Origin of the sequence: Paraburkholderia diazotrophica, from assembly GCF_038900755.1 — a bacterium.
Classification (GTDB): Bacteria; Pseudomonadota; Gammaproteobacteria; order Burkholderiales; family Burkholderiaceae; genus Paraburkholderia; species Paraburkholderia diazotrophica_A.
Genome location: NZ_JBBPEN010000004.1, coordinates 646,878 through 667,543 on the forward strand (window position 1 = coordinate 646,878; position 20,666 = coordinate 667,543).

Annotated in this window: 20 protein-coding genes, 1 pseudogene and 2 riboswitches; of the genes and pseudogenes, 5 read left to right on the forward strand and 16 right to left on the reverse strand. The window is 61.9% G+C overall.

What is annotated here, in order from left to right:
• Positions 1–11 precede the first annotated feature (11 nt).
• The 4 genes from AABE10_RS16860 to AABE10_RS16875 form a co-directional block, all read right to left on the reverse strand.
• Positions 12–1,130, reverse strand: coding sequence for a dihydrolipoamide acetyltransferase family protein (locus AABE10_RS16860; protein ID WP_342934398.1), 1,119 nt, complete (start codon positions 1,128–1,130; stop codon positions 12–14).
• Positions 1,131–1,134: 4 nt separating this feature from the next.
• A complete protein-coding gene (locus AABE10_RS16865) occupies positions 1,135–2,115 on the reverse strand; it encodes an alpha-ketoacid dehydrogenase subunit beta (RefSeq protein WP_342934399.1) in 981 nt (326 codons plus the stop codon).
• Entirely contained in the window at positions 2,108–3,244 is a 1,137-nt protein-coding gene (gene pdhA / locus AABE10_RS16870) for a pyruvate dehydrogenase (acetyl-transferring) E1 component subunit alpha (RefSeq protein WP_342934400.1), read from the reverse strand. The genes AABE10_RS16865 and pdhA overlap by 8 nt, the downstream gene beginning before the upstream one ends.
• 372 nt (positions 3,245–3,616) lie before the next feature.
• Positions 3,617–4,567 (reverse strand): LysR family transcriptional regulator, encoded by a 951-nt coding sequence (locus AABE10_RS16875; RefSeq protein WP_342934401.1) that lies wholly within the window; start codon positions 4,565–4,567, stop codon positions 3,617–3,619.
• A 391-nt stretch (positions 4,568–4,958) separates the two neighbouring features.
• Here AABE10_RS16875 and AABE10_RS16880 point away from each other — a divergent pair, with 391 nt between their 5' ends.
• Both AABE10_RS16880 and AABE10_RS16885 read left to right on the forward strand, forming a co-directional pair.
• Complete coding sequence (locus AABE10_RS16880) at positions 4,959–5,270, forward strand: hypothetical protein (protein ID WP_342934402.1); 312 nt, start codon at positions 4,959–4,961, stop codon at positions 5,268–5,270.
• 126 nt (positions 5,271–5,396) lie between these two features.
• Positions 5,397–6,386 (forward strand): zinc-dependent alcohol dehydrogenase family protein, encoded by a 990-nt coding sequence (locus AABE10_RS16885; RefSeq protein ID WP_342934403.1) that lies wholly within the window; start codon positions 5,397–5,399, stop codon positions 6,384–6,386.
• A 44-nt stretch (positions 6,387–6,430) separates the two neighbouring features.
• Here the strand turns inward: AABE10_RS16885 and AABE10_RS16890 are convergent, their stop codons facing one another.
• From AABE10_RS16890 to hyfB, 6 genes are read right to left on the reverse strand one after another with little or no spacing between them, the layout of a single operon-like run.
• A complete protein-coding gene (locus AABE10_RS16890; protein WP_342934404.1) occupies positions 6,431–6,958 on the reverse strand; it encodes an NADH-quinone oxidoreductase subunit B family protein in 528 nt (175 codons plus the stop codon).
• Positions 6,958–8,520: an NADH-quinone oxidoreductase subunit C gene (locus tag AABE10_RS16895; RefSeq protein WP_342934405.1), complete on the reverse strand. Its 1,563-nt coding sequence runs from the start codon at positions 8,518–8,520 to the stop codon at positions 6,958–6,960. Before AABE10_RS16895 ends, AABE10_RS16890 begins: the two co-directional genes overlap by 1 nt.
• 3 nt (positions 8,521–8,523) lie before the next feature.
• A complete protein-coding gene (locus tag AABE10_RS16900; protein WP_342934406.1) occupies positions 8,524–9,984 on the reverse strand; it encodes a hydrogenase 4 subunit F in 1,461 nt (486 codons plus the stop codon).
• Positions 9,977–10,636, reverse strand: a complete 660-nt coding sequence (locus tag AABE10_RS16905; protein WP_342934407.1) for a formate hydrogenlyase — start codon at positions 10,634–10,636, stop codon at positions 9,977–9,979. The genes AABE10_RS16900 and AABE10_RS16905 overlap by 8 nt, the downstream gene beginning before the upstream one ends.
• The gene (locus AABE10_RS16910; RefSeq protein ID WP_152763056.1) at positions 10,637–11,587 is read right to left on the reverse strand and encodes a respiratory chain complex I subunit 1 family protein; all 951 of its coding nucleotides are present in this window, start codon (positions 11,585–11,587) and stop codon (positions 10,637–10,639) included.
• Positions 11,584–13,593: a hydrogenase 4 subunit B gene (gene hyfB / locus AABE10_RS16915; RefSeq protein ID WP_342934408.1), complete on the reverse strand. Its 2,010-nt coding sequence runs from the start codon at positions 13,591–13,593 to the stop codon at positions 11,584–11,586. Before hyfB ends, AABE10_RS16910 begins: the two co-directional genes overlap by 4 nt.
• 447 nt (positions 13,594–14,040) lie before the next feature.
• Here hyfB and AABE10_RS16920 point away from each other — a divergent pair, with 447 nt between their 5' ends.
• The 3 genes from AABE10_RS16920 to AABE10_RS16930 all read left to right on the forward strand — a co-directional run bounded on the left by AABE10_RS16920 (position 14,041) and on the right by AABE10_RS16930 (position 15,759).
• Entirely contained in the window at positions 14,041–14,811 is a 771-nt protein-coding gene (locus AABE10_RS16920) for a YoaK family protein (RefSeq protein ID WP_342934409.1), read from the forward strand.
• A gap of 195 nt (positions 14,812–15,006) precedes the next feature.
• Positions 15,007–15,453, forward strand: coding sequence for a hypothetical protein (locus tag AABE10_RS16925; RefSeq protein WP_342934410.1), 447 nt, complete (start codon positions 15,007–15,009; stop codon positions 15,451–15,453).
• 108 nt (positions 15,454–15,561) lie between these two features.
• The gene (locus tag AABE10_RS16930) at positions 15,562–15,759 is read left to right on the forward strand and encodes a ribbon-helix-helix protein, CopG family (RefSeq protein WP_342934411.1); all 198 of its coding nucleotides are present in this window, start codon (positions 15,562–15,564) and stop codon (positions 15,757–15,759) included.
• 23 nt (positions 15,760–15,782) lie between these two features.
• Here the strand turns inward: AABE10_RS16930 and AABE10_RS16935 are convergent, their stop codons facing one another.
• The 6 genes and pseudogenes from AABE10_RS16935 to AABE10_RS16960 form a co-directional block, all read right to left on the reverse strand.
• Entirely contained in the window at positions 15,783–16,703 is a 921-nt protein-coding gene (locus tag AABE10_RS16935) for a MutS-related protein (RefSeq protein ID WP_342934412.1), read from the reverse strand.
• Positions 16,700–17,341, reverse strand: coding sequence for a hypothetical protein (locus tag AABE10_RS16940; RefSeq protein ID WP_342934413.1), 642 nt, complete (start codon positions 17,339–17,341; stop codon positions 16,700–16,702). The genes AABE10_RS16935 and AABE10_RS16940 overlap by 4 nt, the downstream gene beginning before the upstream one ends.
• Positions 17,338–18,873 (reverse strand): MutS-related protein, encoded by a 1,536-nt coding sequence (locus AABE10_RS16945; protein ID WP_342934414.1) that lies wholly within the window; start codon positions 18,871–18,873, stop codon positions 17,338–17,340. Before AABE10_RS16945 ends, AABE10_RS16940 begins: the two co-directional genes overlap by 4 nt.
• Positions 18,874–18,995: 122 nt before the next feature.
• A riboswitch (Fluoride riboswitch) is annotated at positions 18,996–19,065 on the reverse strand.
• Between the two features lie 47 nt (positions 19,066–19,112).
• Complete coding sequence (locus tag AABE10_RS16950; protein WP_090870320.1) at positions 19,113–19,484, reverse strand: DUF190 domain-containing protein; 372 nt, start codon at positions 19,482–19,484, stop codon at positions 19,113–19,115.
• 174 nt (positions 19,485–19,658) lie between these two features.
• Positions 19,659–20,015: a DUF190 domain-containing protein gene (locus AABE10_RS16955; RefSeq protein WP_342934415.1), complete on the reverse strand. Its 357-nt coding sequence runs from the start codon at positions 20,013–20,015 to the stop codon at positions 19,659–19,661.
• Between the two features lie 207 nt (positions 20,016–20,222).
• A riboswitch (Fluoride riboswitch) is annotated at positions 20,223–20,288 on the reverse strand.
• A 100-nt stretch (positions 20,289–20,388) separates the two neighbouring features.
• A pseudogene (locus AABE10_RS16960) lies at positions 20,389–20,666 on the reverse strand (amino acid:proton symporter); the annotation flags it as partial.

Genomic DNA, 20,666 nt, shown 5'->3' on the forward strand with positions numbered 1-20,666 from the left:
GCGGCGAACCGCTATTGCGCGCTCTGCAAGTCCGCAATGGTGGCCGCGAGAAAGCGCGCCGCCTCGCCGCCCGTGACGACGCGATGATCGAACGTGAGGCTGAGCGGCAGGATGCGGTGCACGGCGGGCACGCCCTCCGCCGCGACGACCTGCTCGTGGATGCGCCCCGCGCCGAGAATCGCGACCGTCGGCGGCACGACCACGGGCGCCGCGTATTTGCCCGCGATCATCCCGAAGTTCGACAGCGTGATCGTGTTGCCGCGCATCTCTTCGGGCGGGATCTTGCGCGCGCGAATGTCGGCGCGCATCCGGTCGAGCCCGCCGCGCAGATCGGCGGCGTCGCGATGCGCGACGTCGCGCAGCACGGGCACGAAAAGCCCGTCGGGCAGATCGACGGCGATGCCGAGATCGATTTTCTCCAGCACGTGACGCCGCCCCGTATGGCCGTCGAACCACGCGTTCAGCCCCGGCTCCGCGCGACAGCCCGCGACCAGCGCGCGGATCAGCCGGATCGTCACGTCGGTGAGCGGCGGCCACGCGTGGATGTCGGCGTCGTCGATCACGGTGGCGGCGGCCACTTCGCTCTGCGCGCGCGCCATGTTGTGCGCCATCGCGCGACGCACGCCGCGCAGCACTTCGGGCGGCCCGAGCTCGCCGAGTATCTTCGCGACGCGCTGCACGTCCGCCGCCGTGATGACGCCTTCGGGCCCCGACGGCGTCACCATCGACAGATCGACGTCCAGCTTGCGCGCGAGCGCACGCGCGGCCGGAATCGCCTTGATCACGCCGCCCGCCCCCACCGCGCCCGATGCGAGCGACGCGGACGACTCCTGCACCACATGCTGGCCGACTTCCATATGGCCGACCACGGTGCCCGCGTCGGCGGCGTCTTCGCCCTCGCCTTCGAACGCGACGAGCGGCGCGCCGAGATGCACGATGTCGCCCGGCTGTCCGAACAGCTTCGCGATGCGGCCGGATTGCGGCGACGGAATATCGACAATCGCCTTCGCCGTCTCGACCGACAGCAACGGTTGATCCGCGCGGACTTCATCGCCGCTCTTCACGTGCCACTCGACGATTTCCGCTTCCTGCAAGCCTTCGCCCAGGTCGGGCAGTTTGAAGATCTTCATGGCCTCACGACGCCTCCAAAGCCTGCCGGACGGCCGCGACGATGCGCGCGGTGCCGGGCATGTATTGATTCTCGAGCCGGTACAGCGGCACGACGACGTCGTAGCCGGTCACGCGCTGCACGGGCGCGAGCAGCGAGTAAAGCCCGCGCTCCGCGATGTTCGCGGCGACCTCCGCGCCGATGCCGCCCGTGCGCGAGCCCTCGTGCACGATCACGCAGCGGCCCGTCTTCGCGACCGATGTGAGAATCGTGTTCATGTCCATCGGCTTGAGCGTCGCGATGTCGATCACCTCGGCCAGCACGCCTTCCTGCGCGAGCAGATCGGCGGCGGCCTGTGCGTCCTGCACCGCGCCGCCCCAGCTGACGAGCGTGACATCGGAGCCGTCGCGCAGCGTGAAGCAGGTGTCGAGCGGCAGCGCTTCGCCCGTGTCTTCGACCGTTTGCCGATAGAGCCGATAAAGGCGCGTGGGCTCGAAGAAGATCACCGGATCGGGATCGCGGATCGCGGCGAGCAACAGGCCATACGCGCGCGCCGGCGACGACGGCGTCACGACGCGCAAGCCCGGAATGTGCGCGAACAGCGCTTCGGGGTTTTCGGAGTGATGCTCGGGCGCGTGGATGCCGGCGCCGCACGGCGCGCGGATCACGAGCGGACAGGCGAGACGTCCGCGCGTACGGTGCCGCAGCCGCGACGCGTGATTCAGCACGTGATCGATCGTCGGATAGAGAAAGCCGCTGAACTGGATCTCCGCGACGGGCCGCAGTCCCATCGCCGCCATGCCGATGGCCGTGCCCGCGATCCCCGTTTCGGCAAGCGGCGTATCGAGCACGCGCTGCGCGCCGAAGCGCGCCTGCAAGCCGGCCGTCGCGCGAAACACGCCGCCGTTCACGCCGATGTCTTCGCCGAGCAGCACGACGGCGGGATCGTGTTCGAGCTCGTAGGCGAGCGCCTGATTGAGCGCATCGATCATGTTGAGGTCAGCCATGACCGTTCTCCTGACCGTTGCCTTGCCCGTTCGCCTGGCCATTCGTCCGCCCATTCGCCGCAACGGGCGCGAAGCGCTGCGCGGCTTCGAGTTGCTCGCGCAATGCGTGAGGCAGGCTCTCGTACAGGTGATCGAACATCGCGGACACGTCGGGCGGCGGCACGGCGAGATACGCCTCGACGGCCGCTTCGACTTGCGCATGACAGGCCTTGCCGAGTTCTTCGTCCTGCGCCTTGCCCCAGACGTTCATCCGCATCAGATACGTGCGCAAACGCACCAGCGGCTCATGCGCCCATTGCTGGCGAATGACTTCGGAATCGCGATAGCGCGTGGCGTCGTCGGCTGTCGTGTGATCGCCGAGACGATAGCTGAGCGCTTCGATCAGCGTCGGGCCATCGCCGCGCCGCGCTTTTTCGAGCGCCGCATGCACGACCTGATGCATCGCGATCACGTCGTTGCCGTCCACCTGCAAGCCGTCGATACCCGCCGCGATCGCCTTTTGCGCGAGCGTCTGCGCCGCGCTCTGCATGCCGCGCGGCACCGAAATCGCCCATTGGTTGTTGTTGATGACGAGCACGAGCGGCGCCTGCCAGACGCCCGCCATGTTCATCGCTTCGTAGAAGTCGCCTTTCGACGTGCTGCCGTCGCCGAGGATCGCGACGGCCACGCGCGGCTCGCCGCGCAGCTTGAACGCGTACGCCGCGCCCGCCGCATGACAGACCTGGGTGCCGATCGGCACGCAGTTCGGAAAGTCGAGACGGGGCCCGCTGAAGTCGCTGCCGCGCTCGTCGCCGCCCCAGTACAGCAGGCTTTCCGTCATCGTGACGCCGCGCAGCAATTGCGCCGCGTGATCCCGATAGGAGGGAAACAGGACGTCGTCGGCGTGCATCGCGCTCGCGACGCCGACGCCGATCGCCTCTTGCCCAACCGACGAAGCGAACGTCCCCAGCTTGCCGGTGCGCTGCAGCGCGACCGCTTTGGTATCGAAGGCGCGCGTCAGCACCATCGCGCGATACAGCGGGATCAGCGCCGCCGGTTCCTGCGCGAAGGCCGGCAAGGGCTGCACGGGCTCGCCGTCGGAGCCGAGGTATTGTGTATACCCGATGTGAAAACTGGCAGTCGTGGTCATGACCGCCCTCCTTGTTCGTTCAGATCTGAATGCGTGCAGGAGTTCACGTGCACATCCTGTGCCGGTTGGCGCAAGCGTGCCTGGTTGCCGAGGACGCGAGTCCGGACAGCCTTCTCCTTTGACAGCCGAAGCAGACATAAGGTGCGAACTTTTTGTCGATTTACGCGTAATGTGGGCTTCGAGCGCGCGCGGGCGTTGTCGCAATGCAATAAGCGCTTTGCTTCAGGAGCATGAAACGCAAAGCCACTGATGAAGTCGGCGTCATCATCGAAATAGCGGGCGCTCTCGACACTCAATGGATCGCGTTGATGCGCGCACGCGGCCGCAAGCCTTTGCGAGCGCGCATCGCGCTTTGCGCTGCGTCAACGCTGTTCAGATGAGCAGTTCGACCGAATGCATGACACGTCGAATATCGGGCGTACTGGTCCATGCTTCGTCGCGAATCGATTCGACGAGGCAATCGATAAAGCACCGTGATGTAGCGTCCGATGGCTGCCCCGTCCGCGTGATGATGTCGATCATCGAATCATCGAGCTGCTCGCGAACGGGGATCGCGCAAAGCGCATCGCGCGACGCGCAGAGTTCGATGAGCGGCCAGGGAAAGATGCTCACCATATCCGTTCTTTGCAAGAGCGCAACGGCGACGGATAGCGAGTGCAGGAAATGAATGCTGCGCGGCACGGGCAAATTGTGTTGCGCAAACATCTTGTACGGCGCGGAGCCCTCCGTCTCCGGGTCGAGAGCAACGAGCCAGTCGAGATCGAGCAGTGCTTCGAGTGTTCTGCTTTCCGCCCGGGGATGATTTCGTCGCGCGACGACTGCGCATGTCGTCGAAAAGAGCGGCCTGTAAGTGAACTCGGAGCTTGTGCCACCGGGCGTTTTCCGTCCAATGTACATGTCGAGTCTTCCGTCACGCAGGCGCGGATTGGCAATGGCAAGCAATCCTTCAAAGAACTCCAGTTGAACATCCGGCATGCGCTGACGGAAGCGAACGACGGCTTCAGGCAGGAACGTCATCGCAACCCACGCGCTGACGGCAATAGAAAGTCGCCGACGCGTTTCTCCGCGCATCGCATCGAGTGCCTGTTCGGCTCGCGCGATCTGGCTCACGATCAGACGCGCGTGCTCGAGCAGGGTCTGTCCGGACTGCGTAAGCGTGACGCCTGACGGCGTGCGCGCGACGAGTTGCAGATCGAGATCCCCTTCGAGTTGCTGAAGACTCTGGGTAATCGCCGCAGGTGACGAATTGAGCAGGCGCGCGGCCCCGCGCACACTCCCTGCATCCGCAATGGCGACTAGCGCACGGAGCTGATGGATTCTCATGTGCTCCACTCGTTCAAAGGGCCTATACCCGGGCTCGCTGCACTTTCTGCATTGCTGTATGCGCTCATTGGCACGGTTCCCGCCAGACATCTAGCGCACAGGTAAGGCAGTACGGCAGCCGTGTAGTCGAAATCCACCGACAGCAAAGGAGCGAACGAACTTATCGATGTCTGTTTGTTCGCTCGTTCTGTATATGCGTAAAACACCCCGAGTCGCGTTTGGTTCCATGCCTGATATCCCATCATAGGATTGCATGGTCACAGCATCAAATGATCTCGATCGCTCGCTGCTGCATCGATGCAACGGCTTCGATAAACTGTGATCGGAGAATATGGTCATCCGCAGACACACGCCCGCACTCGCGGCCTCACCGTTCAATGCGAGGTTGAGCATGGAAACGAAACTGACTGCCCACTTGCCAACCGTCGATGTGGAAATCACACGACGCAAGTTGCCCGATCGCGACGCAGAAAGCATCGCGATTCACATCACGGCCGTACCGACCGTCGAAGCGGCCGCGCAGTGGTTCTTGCAACCCGGCCTCTTTTCACTGACGTCTCCCCTCGCGTTTCCGATGTCGATGTGGGCGATGTGGATGCGCGCGTGGCAACCGTGGCTCGGCTTTGTCGCCGCGTCCGGGCATGTGGCGCAAGCGCACGAAAAACGGCTGCCGGATGACAAGGCGGCCTCCGGTATGCATTGACGCAGACGCACGCTGCCACAGCGCGCTAACATTCATGCTGCACGTGGGAATGGAAGGGGCGCATGACGCGCCTGCGCGACTCGATCGGCCGCGGCCATCGTCCGCTCTGTGCGAGGAGGATTGATCATGCGCGCCATGGTTTTCGACGGTTCGAGTCCGCAACTCGCCGAACGCGATCTGACTGACCGCGCGCCCGCCGCGGGCGAACTGCTGATCGACGTCCACGCGTGCGGCGTATGCAGAACCGATCTGCATGTCGTCGACGGCGAATTGAGCGAGCCGAAGCGTCCTGTGATTCCGGGCCATGAGATCGTCGGCAGAGTCGCGGCGCGCGGCGCGGACGTGACCGCGTTCGACGTCGGCGACCGCGTCGGCGTGCCGTGGCTCGGCAAGACATGCGGCGTCTGCCCATACTGCGCGGGCGGCCGTGAAAACCTCTGCGATGCGCCCGCCTTTACGGGCTACACGATCGACGGCGGATTCGCCGAACAGGTCGTCGCCGATAGCCGCTACTGCCTGCACCTGCCCGCGAATTACGACGACGCAAAAGCCGCGCCCCTGCTATGCGCAGGGCTTATCGGCTACCGGACGCTCAGCATGGCGGGCGACGCGCAGCGCGTCGGCATCTACGGATTCGGCGCGGCGGCGCATATCGTCGCGCAGGTCGCGCGTCATCAGGGCCGCAGCGTGTACGCGTTCACGCGTCCCGGCGACACGACGGCACAACAACTCGCGCGCAGACTCGGCGCCGTTTGGGCTGGTGGCAGCGACGAAACCGCGCCCGATCCGCTCGACGCCGCGTTGATCTTCGCGCCCGTCGGTGCGCTCGTGCCGGCCGCGCTGAAGGCCGTCGTCAAGGGCGGCATCGTGGTGTGCGGCGGCATCCACATGAGCGACATCCCCGCGTTCCCCTATGCGTTCCTGTGGGGCGAACGCCGCGTGGTGTCGGTGGCGAATCTGACGCGAGCCGATGGCGCGGCGTTCATGAAAATCGCCGGCGAAACGCAGCTCGATATCGAAGTCACGCGCTACCCGCTCGCCGAAGCGAACCGCGCGCTCGACGATCTGCGCAGCGGTCGCGTGTCAGGCGCGGCTGTGCTGATCGTGCGTGAGTGAAAAACGAAGACTGATCGCGGCCGGAAACACGGCCAATGCACCGCTTACGGCGCGGACTTGTCCCCTCTCGCACGAAGCGCGGTGAGAATGCCTCTAAGCAGATCGACGGGCGGCGGAGGACAGCCCGGTACGGTGACATCCACGGGAAAAAGATTCGACAGCGGCCCGCATACCGCGTAACTGCCCCCGAAGATGCCGCCCGTGCACGCACAATCGCCAGCGGCAACCACCAGCTTCGGATGGGGCGTGGCCTCCCACGCGCGGCGTACGGCTTCCTTCATGTTCAGCGACAGCGGCCCTGTGACCAGCAGCATGTCCGCATGCCGCGGACTCGCGACGAATTTGATGCCGAGACCCTCGATGTTGTAGTACGGATTGTTCAGCGCATGGATTTCCAGCTCGCAGCCATTGCACGAGCCCGCGTCGATCTGGCGAATGGACAGCGCACGGCCAAGCACGTCGAGAATTTCCGCGTGGAGTTGCTGATGCTCGGTGCGCCACCCATCGTTGTCGGTAGGGACGCGCTGGGACGGAATGTCGGTCCGCGCGATCTGCTTGAGAAGTTGCCACATTAGAGATCGTGCCCCGCGTAGTTCAGATTGAACGACTTGTTGATCAACGGGAAATCTGGAACGATGTTGCCGATGATCGCGTGCTCCAGCGCCGGCCAGTTCTGCCATGACGGATCATGGCAATGACAGCGCAAGATCGTGCCGTTTTCGCCCGTCTCGATCGCGACGAACACATCACCGCGCCAGCCTTCGACCCAGCCCACGCCGCAAGACGGTGGCTGGCGAGCGTCGATTGGTTCTGCAATGTCGCCCTCTGGCAGAGCGTCGAGAAGCGCGCCAATCAACCGCAACGATTCGTAGACCTCGTTGAACCGCACAGCGACGCGCGCGGCCACGTCGCAGCGGTTATCGGTGACGACTTGCGCCTCGACTTCGTGATACGGCGCGTACGGATGATCGACGCGCACATCGATACGCAGCCCGCTCGCCCGTGCCGCGAGGCCGCACACGCTGAAATGCGTCGCCACCTTCGGGACGAGCTTGCCCGCGCCCGCAAAGCGGTCCTGCAAGCCCGACTGGTCGTCGTAGATGCGCTGCATCACGCGCACTTGGGCTTCGATCCGTTCGCACTGGTCCGCAAGCGCCACGATCGAATCCGCAGCCACGTCACGCGCAACACCGCCCGGGATGATCTGATCCATCAGATAACGATGACCGAACACGCGGTCGTTCAGACGCAGCCAGTCTTCCTTGATTCGGGAAAATTGCGCGAGGCCGAATGCGAATCCCGCATCGTTGCCGAGCGCGCCCAGATCGCCCAGGTGATTGGCAACGCGCTCGCGTTCAAGCATGAGCGCTCTCAGCCACTGAGCACGCGGCGGAACGAAGACGTTCCAGGCACGTTCGACGGCCATGCAATACGCCCACGAAAACGCAATCGTCGTGTCGCCGGCAATGCGCGCGGCGAGGCGCTGGCCGACCAGCACGGCCGTCTCCTCGAACAGCCGCTCGATGCCACGATGCGCGTAGCCCAGCCGCTCCTCCAGCCGCAACACCTTCTCTCCGACGACCGAAAAACGGAAGTGCCCCGGCTCGATAGTGCCCGCGTGAATCGGCCCGACTGCTATCTCATGCACGCCGTCGCCGGCGACGGTCACGAACGGATAGTCCGCTTCTTGCGACCCGAATCGCTCGTTTCCGGACGACAGCTTCTGAAGCGGAAAGTAATCGGCGGGCCAGTTGCCGTGGTTCAGCCAGGGACGCGTATCGGTGGCGCCCGCTGCGCGCACGCCGAGCAGATCGTAGACCGCGCGCTGCATCCGCGATGCACACGCAAAGATGCCGGACAGGTCCGGGTACCCGGCGTCTTTGTCGCCATCTCGCGCGACGGGCAATTGCACCCACAGCAGGCCATCTTCCATCGCATAGGCCGCCGAAACGACGAACGCGCCCGTCGCCGCTTCCTTACCCCACAGCGAGACCAGGCGCCCGCCATGCTCCCGGACGGTGCCCGCGATGCGAACCCACGTCGCGGAATCGACCTGCGCCAGAAACGCCGACGCCTTCCCGGTGAACACCGACAGCCGTACGACATCAGAAAGCCCGAGTTCGTCGATACGCATGCGTTACCCCGCGAGCATCGCCGCCGCCTGCCGATACCACGTCGCGAGGTAAGGCGGAATGTAGAGCCCGAGCATCAGACCCAGGCCCAGATGAACGAACACGGGCAGCAGCGCCGGCGGATGCTCGAGCGCCGTCGCCGTGGTCTTGCCGAACACCATGTGCTGCACGCGCGCGAAGATGATCGCGAACGCCACCGCCAGCGCGAGCAGCAAAAACGGCGTCGCCCACGGCAGCTGGCTGATTGCCGTCGTCAGGATCAGGAACTCGCTCGCGAACACGCCGAACGGCGGCATCCCGAGGATCGCGAGCGCGCCGAGCATCATGCCCCATCCGACCGTCGGGCTCACGCGCAACAGTCCGCGTATGTCGTCGATCACCTGCGTGCGCGCCTTCTGCGCCGCGTGCCCGACAGCGAAGAAGATCGCCGACTTGACGAGCGAATGGACCGTCATGTGCAGCAGACCCGCGAACGTCGCGGTAGGGCCGCCGAGCCCGAACGCGAATGTCATCAGGCCCATGTGCTCGATCGACGAATACGAGAACAGGCGCTTGACGTCCTTCTGACGCAGCAGCGAAAACGTCGCGACCAGCACCGACACCAGTCCGAATCCGATCAGCAGCCGGCCCGGCAGACCGTTCTGAAGCGCGCCGTCGGCGAGTACCTTGCAGCGGAGCACCGCATACAACGCGACGTTGAGCAGCAGGCCGGAGAGCACGGCAGAAATGGGCGTGGGGCCTTCGGCGTGCGCGTCGGGCAACCAGTTGTGCATCGGCACGAGGCCGACTTTCGTGCCGTAGCCGATCAGCAGAAACACGAACGCCAGCGACATGATTGTCGGGTCGAGTTGGCCCTTGACCGCGTTCAGGCTGCTCCATAGCAATGCATCGCTACCGCTCAGATGCCGGCTCGCGGCGAGATAGAGCAGGATCGTGCCGAACAGCGCCTGCGCAATGCCGACGCCGCATAGAATGAAGTACTTCCACGCCGCTTCGAGACTCGCGGCCGTGCGATACACGCTGACGAGCAGCACGGTCGCGAGCGTCGCGGCTTCCATCGCGACCCACAGGATACCGACGTTGTTGGTCAGCAGAGCCAGCAGCATCGCGAATACGAAAAGCTGATACATGCTGTGATAAAGGCGCATGCGCGCGCCCGTCATCTTGCCGCGGCTCTGTTCGATCCGCATGTACGGCCTTGAGAAGATCGACGTCGTCCAGCCGACGAATGCCGTCAATGCAACGAGAAAGACGTTGAGGGGATCGACGAAGAAAAGCTTGCCGAGCGCAAACGCGGGCCCATGCGCGACCGTTTGCCCTGCGAGCACCATCGCGGCGATGAAAGTCAGGAAGCTGAAACCGACGTTGAGATCGGGCGCAACGGCATGCTGCCCAACGAGCGCGAGAATGGCTCCCGCGCACAATGGAATCGCGAATACGAGCAGCAGTACCCAGGCGTCAGTCATCTTTGAGCTTTTCCAGGTGATGAATGTCGAGGCTGTCGAACTGCTCGCGAATCTGGAACATGAAGACGCCGAGAATCAGAATGCCGACCAGCACATCGAGCCCGATGCCGAGCTCGACGATCATCGGCATGCCGTTGGTCGCCGCTGCGGCGGCGAAGAACAGGCCGTTCTCCATCGAAAGAAAGCCGATCACCTGCGGTATCGCCTTCGAGCGCGTGATCATCATCATGAACGACAGCAGCACGCATGCGAGCGCGATGCCCAGCGTGCCGCGCGCAACAGACGACGCGAGCTGGCTGATCGGCGTCGCGACGTTGAACGCGACGATCACGAGCACGATGCCGATCAGCAGCGTCGTCGGAATGTTGAGCAGCGTCTCGACATCCGTTTTCACGTTGAGGCGCTGCACCAGCCTGTAGAGAATCCACGGAATCACGCCGACCTTCAGCACCAGCGTCAGCAGCCCGGAAATGTAGAGATGAATGTCATCTGTGACGAAGCCGAGCACGAAGTTCGCCGACACGAGCGCGATGCCCTGCAGCGTGTAGAGGTGAATCAGCGAGAGGATTCGCCGCTGGCTGAGCATCGCGAACGACACCATCAGCAGAACGGCGGCCAGCAGGTTGATGATCTGCGTCGCGAGACCGTGCATTCATGCCCCCAGCAGAAAATGCACCAGCATGCCGATCACGGCGAGCAGAAACGCTGTGGCGAGAAACTCCGGCACGCGGAAGATGCGCATCTTCGCGTTCGTGGTCTCAACGACTGCGAGCGCCGCGCCGCCGATCAGCAGCTTGACGAACAACGCGGGGATCGCGAGCAGCAGCGCAACGGGATTGCCCGCCTCGGCAATGCCCCACGGCACGAAGAGCGCGAGCCCGATGCACGAATACGCAAACAGCTTGAGACTCGCGGCCAGTTCCATCAGCGCGAGATGCCGGCCCGAATATTCGAGGATCAACGCTTCGTGGATCATCGTCAGTTCCAGGTGCGTCGTCGGATTGTCGACGGGCAATCGTGCGTTCTCCGCAAGCGACACCATCGTGAACGCAATGCCCGCGAACGCGAGACTCGGGTAGATCGCAAGTTCCTGATGGCTCAACGTGCCGACGATATGCGTGAGCAATGTGGAGTGCGTGATCAGCGATGCGGAGAACAGCACCATCAGCAGGGCCGGTTCTGCGAGAAAGCCGACGAGCATTTCGCGGCGCGCGCCGAGTGTGCCGAATGCCGTGCCGACATCCATCGCCGCCAGCGAGATCGCGACGCGCGCCAGTGCGAAGAGACCAACGAGCGCGATCGCATCGGCGGCAGGCGACAGCGGCAGCTCTGTCGACAGCGTCGGCACGATCGCGCACGCGAGCGTCATGCACGCGCAGATCACATACGGCGCGCCGCGAAACACGGGACTCGCATGCTGAGCGACAACCGATTCCTTGTTGAACAGCTTGTGCAGCGTCCGGTACGGTTGCCAGATGGAAGGCGCGCGCTTATTCTGCAGCCACGCGCGGCACATGGTGATCCAGCCGGATAGCAGCGGCGCGGCCGCCAGCGCCAGCACGATTTCGAGCATCTGCGAGAGCAGTCCGGACGGCGTCATCATCGTCGCACCAGGATCAGCAGGACAATGAGCACAAGGAAGCTGTACATCAGATACACGGCGATGCGGCCCGTCTGGAGCAAGCCCGCCACCGCCGCGATACGCGTGACGATTCGCTCGATCGGCTGATAAATCAGCGCCCACGCGCGGTCCGTGACGGCCACGCGATACACGGGGCGCGCATCGAACGGCGAAGGCAGTTGCCGTTCGATTCTGAAGAGCGGCGCAAAGATTTCGCGGATCGGTTGCCCGAAGCCTTCGGCGGTGTCCTGCATGCGCGCGTTCACGAACGGATGACCGCATGCCCATGGAATCGCGCGACGCAAGCGCCCGTGATAGAAGCGGCGCACCAATATCCAGACCAGCGCGCAACATGCAAGAAAGAACAGCAGAAACGCGACGGGCATGTAGCTCGCGCGTTCGATATTGACGGGTGCAAGAAGCAGCCAGCCGTTCCGCGCGACCGTCTGCCCGATCCCCGCGCCGATCATCGCGTGCGTCACACGGTCGAGCACGGCAACGAACTGCACTGGCAACAGCCCGAGCAACACGCACATTGCCGCGAGCCACATGAAGCCGGCGCGCTCCCAGGGGCTCGCGTCATGGGCGTCGCTGAGCTTGGTTTCGCGCGGCTGCCCGAGAAAGATGATGCCGAAGAACTTGACCATCGTGTAGCCGGCAAGCGCAGCAACGAGTGCAATGAGCGCCGCGACGAGGGGAACGATCATGTTCAGGAACGAGTTCGGCAGCTCCGGCGTGAACAGGAAGCTCTGCAGAAGCAGCCATTCGGAAACGAATCCGCTCAACGGCGGCAGGCCCGCGCTCGCGAGCGCGCCCAGCAGCGCGATCCACGCGGTCCACGGCATGAAGCGGATCAGTCCGCCGAGGCGTCCGAGATTGCGTTCGCCCGTTGCATGCAAGACGGAGCCCGTCGCGATGAACAGCAGGCTCTTGAAGGCCGCGTGGCTCGCGATCTGATAAAGCAGCGCGGTCAGCGACAACGCCGCGAGCGCCGGCATGTCGAACGCACGGAAAAGAATGGCCAGCCCCATGCTGACGAACATCAGACCGATGTTGTCGATCGACGAGTACGCGAGCAGCCTCTTCATGTCGGTCTGGATCGCGCTGAACACGACGCCGAACAGCGCCGTGAAGAGCCCGAGCGCGAGCAGCACCACGCCCCACCACGCGATCTGCACATGCAGCAGGTCGAACACCGTGCGCAGCACGCCATAGAGCCCCGCCTTCAGGACAAATCCGCTCATCAATGCCGACACAGGCGATGGCGCGGCAGGATGCGCCTCCGGCAACCAGACGTGCAACGGAAAGATGCCCGCTTTTGCGCCGAATCCGAACAGCGCAAGAACGAACGCAATGGACGCCCAGAACGTGTCCAGATGCTGCAACCGCATGCCGGCAAACGTGTAGTCCCCCGTATTCGCCTGCAGCAAGCCGAAACACAGCAGCAAACCAAGCGCGCCGACGTGCGAGATCAGGAAGTACAGGTATCCGGCGCGGCGGATTTCGTCGATGCGATGGTTGCTCATCACGAGAAACGTTGCCGCCAGCGTCATCGTTTCCCAGGCAACCATGAAGCAGTAGGCATCGTTGGCCACGAGCACGAGCGCGAGGCCCGCGAGGCACACGTGATATTCGAAGCAGAGCAGACCGGGGGGCGTGCCTTCGCCCTTGCGGAAATAGCCCGCGGAGAACGCGCTGACGCCTGCGCCGACCATGCCGAGCACCGCAAGAAAATACGAGGACAGGCCATCGAGCCGCACATGAAACGGCAGGCCGGGCAACCCGAGAGGCAGGACCGTTTCCTGAGGGGCGGAAAACACGCCAGCGAGCCCCAGCGCGCACAACAGGACCCCGAGCGCCGCGCCAGCCGGAAACAGCCCGTGCGCCACGACGCGCGTGCGGCGCAGAATGGGGAGCCCTAGTACCGCGATGGCGAGCCAACCCGCAATCACGAGCAGCACGGCCTGAAGGATGGTGGGAGGAGCCATCGCGTGTCGTATCTACGTGTGCGCCCGGCGGCTCACAGCGATGGCGCCGGTCCATGACGGGCGATCAGCGGCTCTCGCACAGCCTTCAATGCACCGTGGGCGCGAGCGCTCTCCTTCGCGTCCTTCCGTTTGAACAGGCTGTCCATCTGCCGCAAGTCCGCACTGCATGGGATGTCTCCGCTCGATGTCGGGACCGCAAACATCGGTCCCGCGTCAGGAACATACAGTTATCAGAGTATGATAATGGCGTTATCATCCTATCAGCTTTGCCCGCAGGATTCCATATAACGTCGATGACGCGCGCCGCTCTATGCCCGCCCCTCGTCTTCGCCGCGGCTTCACCGTAATCCGTGCTTTGAACCCAAGGCCAGCGTGAAATCCGACGAAGGAGATCACGCCCCATACGTACATGCGTACACGCCATATGGCGGCACCGGTCGATCTCACATGCCAGCACAGTTTTTTCGAACATTGACGGGAAAGGACCGAAGTACCGCGGCAAACAGACGCCTCGGGTTTTCACTTGCATTCGTCGCGGGCGCGGCGAACGCAGGCGGATATCTGGCCGTCAGGCAGTATACGTCGCACATGAGCGGCGTGGTCTCATCGATCGCCGACCACGCCGTGCTCGGCGATTTCGCGTTGGTGCTCGCGGGCGTCGGCTCGCTGATTTCGTTTCTGCTCGGGGCCGCGTGCTCGGCCGTGCTCGTCAACTGGGGACGTCGCCAGCGCCTGCACAGTCAATATGCTTCGCCGCTTCTGCTGGAAGCCTCGCTGCTGCTGTGCTTCGGATTGCTCGGCAGCCATCTGGCGCTGTGGGACACGTTATTCGTCCCTGCAACCGTGATGCTGCTGTGCTTCATCATGGGCCTCCAGAACGCGATGATCACCAAGCTGTCGGGCGCGGAAATCCGCACCACGCATATGACGGGCATCGTCACGGACATCGGCATCGAACTCGGCAAGCTCTTCTACTGGAACGCGTCTCGCGACGACCCGGCGCTCGCGCCCGTACTCGCCAACCGCGAGCGGCTGAAGGTGCATGCCCGCATGCTTGCCAGCTTCTTCGCGGGCGGCGTAACGGGCGCATTGGGCTTTAAACACGTCGGCTACGCGGCGACCATTCCGTTGGCCGGCGTGCTCACGATGCTCGCGATCATTCCGCTGCTCGACGATCTGCGCGAGCGAACCTGGAGGCCTGCCCGCAGGCCAGAGTGAGCGCTTGATCGAACAAGCGGCGGCCAGCATGGATATTTGCGAAGCTCTTCCGATATGCACATGATATTAGAATTTGATTAACATATAATTCTGATCGATAACGGGTGAAATCTACGGACTGAACCTGCCGTGGCAAGCCATGAACAGTGCGGCACAGCAGGTTCGCGAAGTCCGTGCGAAAGCAAGGAACTCAATGTGATCGACCCTGCCGCGGCTCTGCTGTCATACGACCATGCGCGTCGTCTCGTAAGGGATGTGACCGGCGATCACGGTCTGATCGTGATCGGCGTCGGCACGGCTGGGGAACGCGGGTTCCAGATGCTCTACCGGTTTGCGGAAGTGTGCGACCGGCTCGAAGCCCACGGGATCAACGTCATCTTTGTTTATCCGAAGGCATCGGCACGCCACGTGTTCGATGCAATGTCGGTGCGCGGTTCCCGATATCGGGGAAAGACATGCCTGTTTCTCGACGGCGATGGCCAGTTCTTTCGCAAGCCGGTTCAGCCTCGGGCGTTGCGTGCGGTGTATCTGGACGCCGAAATGCGGCAGGCGGGAACGGCGGACATGACGCTCGACAGTGAAACGTGGGACGAACAGTTGCGCAATTTCTTTTCAGACGTCGTCGGTCGGCGACTGCATTGAATGGGGTCTGCGAATGATCGTCGATTATTCGCTGATAGCATTCTCCCGATGTTACGCAGACGGGCGATCCATTATAATTTGATTAACATACCTGATCCCGCTCCCGCCATGGAAACGAAAAGTGCCCGATTGACCGTCCTGATCGACCCTGTCAAGAAAGAGGCGTTCGAGAAACTTTGCGCCGCACAGGACCTGACGCCCTCCCAGGTGGTTCGGCAGCTTATCAGGGAGTATCTCGAGCAGCATGGCGTGACCTGGAAGACGCGGAGCGCAATAGGCTCGCGCGCACGTCAGAAGGCGGAGTAAACCGCGCACGCTTCGCTATAAGGCTAAACGGCCGAAGATGAACTCCCGGCTTCCGACAGCGCATAGCCATTGTCTTTCGACACCGTCCTGTCCTCCTTGAATATCTGCGCATACAGGTCTTCGCCATAGCTCGTTTCAAGGGGTTCACCCTGCGATACCCTGAACGTGCGCGCCCCGCCTTCCCGTCGTTCGGCGCGCAGGAATACGGCTTCCGTCTTCATCGTTTGATGAAGGCCATGCGCAAACTGGTACATGTGAGTTACGAAGAAGACCTTGACGCGCTTCTCCAGCAAGGCCAGCACGATTTGCCGCGCCACTTCTGAACTTTCGCGTTCATTGGTCGCGGCGAACGACTCGTTGAACAGAACGATTGAATCGGGCGTCACATGGTCCACGATCTCGTTCATCCGAACCAGTTCTTCGTCGAACTTGCCGCTGGTCATCGAAGCGTCTTCTTCACGTTTATAGTGCGTGAATTGGCCCGCACACACGTTGGCTTCAAACGATCTGGCGGCAACCATCATGCCGGCCTGCATCATCATCTGCGCGAGTCCGATGCTGCGTAGAAACGTGGACTTGCCCCCTTCGTTTGCGCCTGTAACGATGAATAATCCGGCGTCCGCCATTGCCAGATCATTGGCGATGATCTCGCCGTCCAGACGCAACGCGAGACAGACGTCGTACAGCCCTTCGAAAACGTGATGACGTTCACTCGCGGGAACGGGTTCCGGATAGCAGAATGACTGGGCTTTTGCATTCAGCGCGTCCCCGAGGTTCAAGCATCCGATATAGAAGCCAAGTTCGGCACGCAGCATCCGGAAGAAACTTAGCACGTGCTCGGCGGACTGGGAGACCGCGTCGGCCGCGAGGCTGAGTCCACGGCCTTCGAGTTCCGACAGTGCTCTAGCTCCCGCCTCGTCGCGCTCGGCGATATGAAAGGTCAACGAAGCAGGCTTTCTGTCGAAGAGTCGCTTGAGGATATTCCCGTCCCGTCGCCCCGTTTGCGCAGCACATACGCGACGCCTTTGTTCCCCTTGCCGAGTGCCACACTCATCAATGTGCCATTGCGAAACCTCAACGCCTTCAGATGCTCATCCAGCGTATGAAAATAGTCGTCGTCAAGTTCCTGCTCGATCATCGCGAAGAACCGCGTAAAGCCTTCCGAATGAAACCGCCCCGACGTCTGATCCGCCGTCGCGCGCAACTTCATGAGCACCGCAATGAACGACTGCATCAGCGAGCGAGCAGCACTCAAGATCGCGGCGGGATACCGGTTGAAGAAGCCAAAGTAACTCTTCTTCTCGATCTCGATCGCTTCGACGGCGATCCCGTACAGCGATCGCACTGCCGATGCATTGCTCACGCAATCACGCAAAACATCCTGCCTGTAGCGGATCTGTTGCGGCTCCCGAAGGCCCGTCATGACGGCTTTTCTCGCGACGTCATACAGAAATGCGTCGCCCCGCGCCATCGTCGCAAACAGCGTCTTCAATTCGAGGTCTGTAATCAGCGTGTCCGAGCCCCAAGGTAGATCGTCGTCACACTGAAAGTCCTGGTCGCTGTACATCAGATAGGCTTTCATGATCCGATCCTCTCCCTCAACTGCTCATAGGTCAGCCCGTATTGCCGTGCAAGCGAGAGCGCGTATGAGCGGCCGTCCGCTAGCCGGCGGATGACCTTGAAGGTGCGCGACGCGACAGCGTCCTGTTTGACTTCGCTCGACATGCTGATTGTCTGTTTGCCTAGCGTAGACAGTTCCTCGATGAAGGTCACATACACGCAGAGAGCATCCAGATCCATGATGCGGCCCATTATTTTCTGACTGAGATACAGCGCGTCCATCAACGATGTCGAACTGAAAATCTCGTTCATGATGATGATGCTTTCTGTCGTCGCGCGTTCGAGGATATTGTGAATCCGGTAGAGATCGTCATGCAGTTTGCCGCGCAGGTTCTCCATGTCCTCCTGGCGCTCGAAGTGCGTGAATATGCGATCGGAAAGGTAGAGTCGCGCTTCGCGTCCCGGTACAGGACAGCCAATCGACGCAAGGTAATGCAACTGCCCGAAGGTACGCGCGAATGTCGTTTTGCCTCCCTGGTTCGGGCCGGTGACAACGACGATACGTTCATCCCCCTCAAGGTAGAAGTCGTTGCAGACGATGGGCTGGTTGTCGAGTCTCAGCTTCTCAGCGAGAGCCAGATCGAAGCCGTCCACGCTGCGCACGGCTTTCGACTCAACCGATACCACGGGGTAACAGAATGACAGTCCCACGGACCTGATCCGCGACAGATGTTCGAGAAAGGCGATGTAGAACTGGATCTCTCTGTCAAAACGCGCGATGACTGAGTCCAGAAAATCGGCGTGCGTAGAGCAATACGTATCCAGTGGTTCGAACACTTCAGGGTGCAGCTTTACCACGAAGTTGAGGACGTTTGCCTCGACGTGATTCATCTCCGGATAGTCGCGTATCTCCATGCTATGGCTCTTGACGGCACCCTGTCTGAACTTCGCGAAGATCTTCTGCACTTCCTCGCTGTAATCGGTCTCTCCGGCATATTTGCCAACCGTCACGCTACTGCCCTTGATAAGGATGCTATAGCGCACCTTCCCCAACTCTGCTCGAATGCGTGTCTCTTCCGATTTCAGTTCTTCGAATGCGCGGCCCTGCACGTAGGTCTTCAGATAGTCTAGAAACGCTGCGATACCGGTCGAGTGCGGAGCGCCCTTCTCCAGAGCACGCGCAAATTCAAGAGATGCCGCACAGTATTTCTCCACTGCGTCGAGGAAGTAGGCGTGCTTCTGCCACAGGTAACGCATGCTCTGCGACGCGGCCAGTTCCGCGCGCATGGCCCGCATCTGTTCCGCAAACTGGCAAATCGGATTCAGAACTTCGCTGCGTTCGAGATCGCGCATCACGGCGTGTCGATATTCGATCGTCTGTGTTTCGGTAAGCGGAGTATAAAAGTATGGCCTCAGGATGTATTCATCGCGTCCGCGAACCACTGAATCGATGATCTGATCGAGATTCAGATCCCCGAAAACATCGGGTTGAGCGACGCAGTCGATATCGGCGCTTGAACGGCCGTTAACGAATAGAACACTTTCGAACGTCATTGCACCGCAATCGAGACTGGCAGCACATTCCATCTTCTTCGCGTCCTCGTGGTAATTGAATGCCCGGATGAGGCGAAGACGGAAGCCGGCAAATAAAAATGCCTACCGGCCCGGCACATCCGGGACCAGTAGGCATCATCAGCCGCGCACGATCAGCGGCGGTTAGGGAGAAATGCCATCTCCCGCAGACACGCTTCGAGTATAGGCGAGCAGGCCGCTATCTGCACAATTGCAGTCGCCTAGTTTGCGCCTCCTTTGTGAAACAGCGAGAACTTCTTCGGATGATGCTGCGGATCGTCTTCCCCCAGCAACCCGAACTCGATCGGCATGCGCGTATAGAAAACGTGTACGCGCTCGGCGCGGACGACGTCAAGCAACCGTTGTGCCTCTTCGTCAGTGACGGCAACGATAATTTGCACCGGCTGATCAGCGAGCTTGAGCATGTGCGCGGCATGATGCGCGCCCGCATGTCCGACGCCCTCGCTGCCACTGATGACGGTGGCGCCGCGTATGCCTAGCGCCTTCACCTCATGCAGCAGCCACTCGCAAACCGTCCTGTGACCGTGCCGCTTGTTCTGCTCGGTATAGAACGTCAGTTGATATCCGTTCATACGAATCTCCGTGGACGGACCGGACCAGCCAGGCCGCAAAGCCACGGTCCTTTCCGGCGACAGGCGCGCGGAACCATGACCCATTTCATTCTAATGCAGGCCGTCGTGCACATGCGGATTGTGCGGCGCAATGACGGGCGTATGCCCCGCTCGGTCACGAGCGTCTTGTGGAATTCAGTCGCCCCCTTGGAGCGCCGGCTGCGGGCTGTCAGGCTCGCCGAGCATTTCGAATTCAACGGGGCAACGCGTGTAAAACATTCGAACGCCACCGGCGTCAAGATTCGCGAGCAAGGCATCGATCTGCTCATCCGCCGCCGCGACCATGACAGCGACGGACTGATCGGCGAGCTCGAAAAAGCGGGCGGCGTGATACCTTCCATGGGCGTCGATCCCCTCGCTGACCTCGGTCACAGTCGCCCCATGGATACCGACTTTCGCTATTTCATCGAGCACCCACTCGACGACCGTCGAGTGCAGTTTGCGATGACTCTCGTTGGATGCATAGAGCGTGAGCTGGCTGCCCTTGGTCACGAGAACCTCCTGTGAATTTCGCCGATGGTCCGACAATGAACTTCTTTAGACGCGAATCCGCGATCGTCGTCAATACGACGAGCATTCGATCTGCGACAAAAAGACCGACAGGAGACAGAAAGCGGAGACATCGAACCAGAGCTGAAAAGACACGATCAAATCTGGGCAGCAGGACGCTGAAGGACGAACCTACGACTTCCTGACCCAGGAACCGTAGGCATCATTAGCCGGCAAAGCGGCGGTTACGGGAGGAATGCCATCTCCGTGAATTGATTCTAGCACGCGATGCTTGCGTTGAAACGACCGCGTTTTGATGCAAGCAAAACGCAAAGCGGATCACGACGTGCGTGATCCGCTGGCAACGTCGAGCGTATTAGCGCGCCGACATCCACTCTTCTTCTGAAAGACCGCTCGTCGCGTACTCAGCCTCGTTTGCGAGAATCGTGTCGCGCTCGTCGAGATAGGTAGAGCGATAGCCCGTATGCACGCCCCAGTAGTAGAACACGAGCGAGAACACGATCACGACCAGCATGTCCCAGCCATACGGCAGCACACCCATCCCGCCGAACTGCTTGCTGCCGATCAGCGACAGGATCGCCATGCCCGGCAGGTACGCCACCAGCCACCACGCCGCCTTCAGATCCTGGTTGA

Coding starts and splice junctions, on each gene's coding strand:
- AABE10_RS16860 (WP_342934398.1), bottom strand. CDS start 1,130: ATGAAGATCTTCAAACTGCCCGACCTGGGCGAAGGCTTGCAGGAAGCG.
- AABE10_RS16865 (WP_342934399.1), bottom strand. CDS start 2,115: ATGGCTGACCTCAACATGATCGATGCGCTCAATCAGGCGCTCGCCTAC.
- pdhA (WP_342934400.1), bottom strand. CDS start 3,244: ATGACCACGACTGCCAGTTTTCACATCGGGTATACACAATACCTCGGC.
- AABE10_RS16875 (WP_342934401.1), bottom strand. CDS start 4,567: ATGAGAATCCATCAGCTCCGTGCGCTAGTCGCCATTGCGGATGCAGGG.
- AABE10_RS16880 (WP_342934402.1), top strand. CDS start 4,959: ATGGAAACGAAACTGACTGCCCACTTGCCAACCGTCGATGTGGAAATC.
- AABE10_RS16885 (WP_342934403.1), top strand. CDS start 5,397: ATGCGCGCCATGGTTTTCGACGGTTCGAGTCCGCAACTCGCCGAACGC.
- AABE10_RS16890 (WP_342934404.1), bottom strand. CDS start 6,958: ATGTGGCAACTTCTCAAGCAGATCGCGCGGACCGACATTCCGTCCCAG.
- AABE10_RS16895 (WP_342934405.1), bottom strand. CDS start 8,520: ATGCGTATCGACGAACTCGGGCTTTCTGATGTCGTACGGCTGTCGGTG.
- AABE10_RS16900 (WP_342934406.1), bottom strand. CDS start 9,984: ATGACTGACGCCTGGGTACTGCTGCTCGTATTCGCGATTCCATTGTGC.
- AABE10_RS16905 (WP_342934407.1), bottom strand. CDS start 10,636: ATGCACGGTCTCGCGACGCAGATCATCAACCTGCTGGCCGCCGTTCTG.
- AABE10_RS16910 (WP_152763056.1), bottom strand. CDS start 11,587: ATGATGACGCCGTCCGGACTGCTCTCGCAGATGCTCGAAATCGTGCTG.
- hyfB (WP_342934408.1), bottom strand. CDS start 13,593: ATGGCTCCTCCCACCATCCTTCAGGCCGTGCTGCTCGTGATTGCGGGT.
- AABE10_RS16920 (WP_342934409.1), top strand. CDS start 14,041: ATGCCAGCACAGTTTTTTCGAACATTGACGGGAAAGGACCGAAGTACC.
- AABE10_RS16930 (WP_342934411.1), top strand. CDS start 15,562: ATGGAAACGAAAAGTGCCCGATTGACCGTCCTGATCGACCCTGTCAAG.
- AABE10_RS16940 (WP_342934413.1), bottom strand. CDS start 17,341: ATGAAAGCCTATCTGATGTACAGCGACCAGGACTTTCAGTGTGACGAC.
- AABE10_RS16945 (WP_342934414.1), bottom strand. CDS start 18,873: ATGACGTTCGAAAGTGTTCTATTCGTTAACGGCCGTTCAAGCGCCGAT.
- AABE10_RS16950 (WP_090870320.1), bottom strand. CDS start 19,484: ATGAACGGATATCAACTGACGTTCTATACCGAGCAGAACAAGCGGCAC.